The sequence below is a fragment of the Pseudomonas sp. P5_A12 genome (assembly GCF_056400685.1).
The window spans coordinates 1-2,621 of record NZ_JBFUKU010000475.1; the positions used below are offsets into that span (position 1 = coordinate 1).

3 protein-coding genes are annotated in these 2,621 nt (G+C 53.8%); 2 read left to right on the top strand and 1 reads right to left on the bottom strand.

Going from position 1 to position 2,621, the window contains the following annotated elements:
• A partial coding sequence (locus AC1DSG_RS30065) for a hypothetical protein (protein WP_477794122.1) occupies positions 1-509 on the bottom strand: 509 nt, incomplete at its 3' end.
• Between the two features lie 235 nt (positions 510-744).
• Between AC1DSG_RS30065 and AC1DSG_RS30070 the strand changes: the two genes are divergently transcribed.
• Positions 745-2,130 carry a hypothetical protein gene (locus AC1DSG_RS30070; protein WP_477794123.1) on the top strand — a complete coding sequence of 462 codons (1,386 nt, stop codon included), beginning with the start codon at positions 745-747 and terminating at the stop codon, positions 2,128-2,130.
• Between the two features lie 313 nt (positions 2,131-2,443).
• Positions 2,444-2,621: transposase (locus AC1DSG_RS30075; protein ID WP_477794124.1), on the top strand; the 178-nt coding region annotated here is incomplete at its 3' end.

Genomic DNA, 2,621 nt, shown 5'->3' on the forward strand with positions numbered 1-2,621 from the left:
CAGTCTGGGAGCACTTGGCCGCGATCGCGGGGGATCAGGCTTTGCAACTGCTGCGCCAGAAAGTTCGCATCGAACGCAAAGGTGTCCGGGTCTTTCAGGCCATTGGTCTTGCGCCACTGCCAGCTAGTCGACGGCGGCAGGCACACCAGCGAAACGCTGCCATAGCGCGCAGCCGTCAGCCCCATCACCGCCAATGAAATCTGACCGCCAGCGCCCATCACATCCGGCACGAACTCCACCGGCTTGCCGGCAATGACAATGGACAGTTTCTCGGTCTTGAACGGCGACGTCTCGACCGGCACGCTCGGCCCTGAAGCTACATACGTCTCGCGGCTCACCTCTAGCAGATTCGGTGCCTGGACCGGTTCCAGCCACTGCTGGATCTGATCGAACAGCTCACCAATACGCGTCGCCCACACGTTCGATTGCGACTCAAACGTCTGCTTCTTGTGCGCTTCGCTTTCTGCGTAGTGGCGAAGCATCTCACCCAGTTGTTGTACGTCGTCCATTGCGGTGTTCCTTTGGTTGGAGCGGTGCTGCGGACATTCATCATGGCAGATGACGGCCCGATGCGTACCACTAAGGTAGTTGATCACCCTTTGCAGCCTTCGGAATGAAGTGGACGAGCGGTACCTGAATATCGCCTTGACCTGTCAGATATGACAGTAGACGTCGCTCCATCACTCAGCGTTCCATTGACCAAGGCCCTAAGCGAAGCACCTGAACAGCCATGGAGCGCACGCAATGAGTAATCAAACATTCAAGATAGACAAAGTGCTCATCCCGGGGTTGACCACGCCGGTATTGCATCCCGAAAACCCGGAGGGCGGTATTGCACTTTCCCTCTTAACGTTAATCGACGTCCAAAAAGGCCCAGTAGTCCAAGTAGTCATTGATCCTTGGTTCAACATGTCTGAGTACGACCACGCGGATGTTTTGACTAATAAAGAGTCTACGCCCGCTGTCTCTAAAACCATCCAGCCAGGCGAAGAAAACAAAAGGATCTCACTGTTTTTACCGGTCGCCAACTTGCAGAACGATATCAACCGGATCCGTTTGAGGGTCAAACGAATCAGTCAGGACCCGGAAACCTCGGAGGACCTGGTCGTGCTCTTCAACACGCCTCGCCCCGGTGACGAAGTGTCGGGGACCGGGGACAACCCCAACCTGATCATGACACTACCCGCTGATGTCATCGACAAAGGTCTGGATGCCGATCGCGTCGCCGAAGGGGTAGAGGTCAAACTGAACTACTTTTACATGCGAGCGCACGACAACATCACGCTCGATTGTGATGGTCACATCGTCCTGCACACAGTGACAGAGGCACAAGCCGTTGCCGGCACAATCGTGTTGAAGCTTTTTGCAGATGCGTTCAAAAATGATAAACCTGAATTTCCAATGCGCTTCAAGGTCGTGGATCAAATCGGAAATTCATCAGGACCGCAGGCGATCTGGTCGCCTACGACTCACATTGACGTGCACATCAGACGACCGGCTCTGGATCTGAAACCGCCCATAGTACTGGAAGCCAAGGAAGAGAACGGCACCGTCTTAAACTTTGAAAAAGACTTTTATGAGGCCAAGTTTGCCAAGGTAACGGTCGACTTCACCGGCTCCGCTCCTAACCAAACCGTCAAAATCTATTGGGTCGGGCGCAATTCGACTTATGGCAGCGAGATTCAAACCGTCGCCTATGCAGGACAGGTACTGACATTTCTGGTGTCCAGGTTGGAAGTGGTTGATTGCATCGGTAGCGGTGCGGAGATCAGTTACACCGTCCGGTTACCGGACACCACCGAGGACCTGTCATCCAAAGCGTTGGACATTCGAATCACCGGGCAGAAACACCACCTTCCAGAACCCACATTGTCGTCCGACAAACTGAATCTCCGGGCCTATTACCCCGCGTTGGAGGGGGCTTATAAAGTGCGCCTCGCGCTGTTCGGACGAGAGGATCGACTCGGTGAAGAAGTCGCTATCAGACAACCCTCCTATACCAATCTTCCGGTCCTACAGGCATGGATAGAGGAGAATCGTGGGCTTAAGGTGATATTCAATTACACACTGAAAAAAACAGACACTGATGAGCCCATTATTTTCTCATGGTGTTTAAGAGTCGCTTTATAGCTGAGCAGCAGACTTTGGTTTGATCACCGCCCCCCCAAAACAGATCACCCAACCAAGATCATTACACGACAATCGACAGGGAGTTTTGTCATGCACAAAATAATTGGATTGCTTCTATTCGCATTGGTGGTGGGTTGCAGCCAAATCGATCACCCCCCAGCCGATGTAGGCGGAGCGCTCAGCGGGGGAACTACTCAAGATGGGCCCTCTATTGCGGCTCAACTAACGACGCTTTATGGCAGGTGAACGAGCCCCATGAAAGACAGGACACCGTTTCCCCCTTACGATAAGGGATAGGCAAACGGTTATGTTTATGACTAACAGCAACGATAAGAGTGGGGAGCTTTTGGGCCAGGAGCGGCGGCGCCGCTGGAGCCCGGAGCAAAAGCTGGCGATGGTTCGCGAGAGCCTTGAGCCAGGACAAAGTGTGTCGGTCGTCGCTCGGCGCAACGGCATCAATGCCAACCAGTTGTTCCTGTGGCGCAAGCTCT

What these genes read in the sequence shown, in the direction of transcription:
- AC1DSG_RS30070 (WP_477794123.1), top strand. Translation starts at nt 745, where the DNA reads ATGAGTAATCAAACATTCAAGATAGACAAAGTGCTCATCCCGGGGTTG.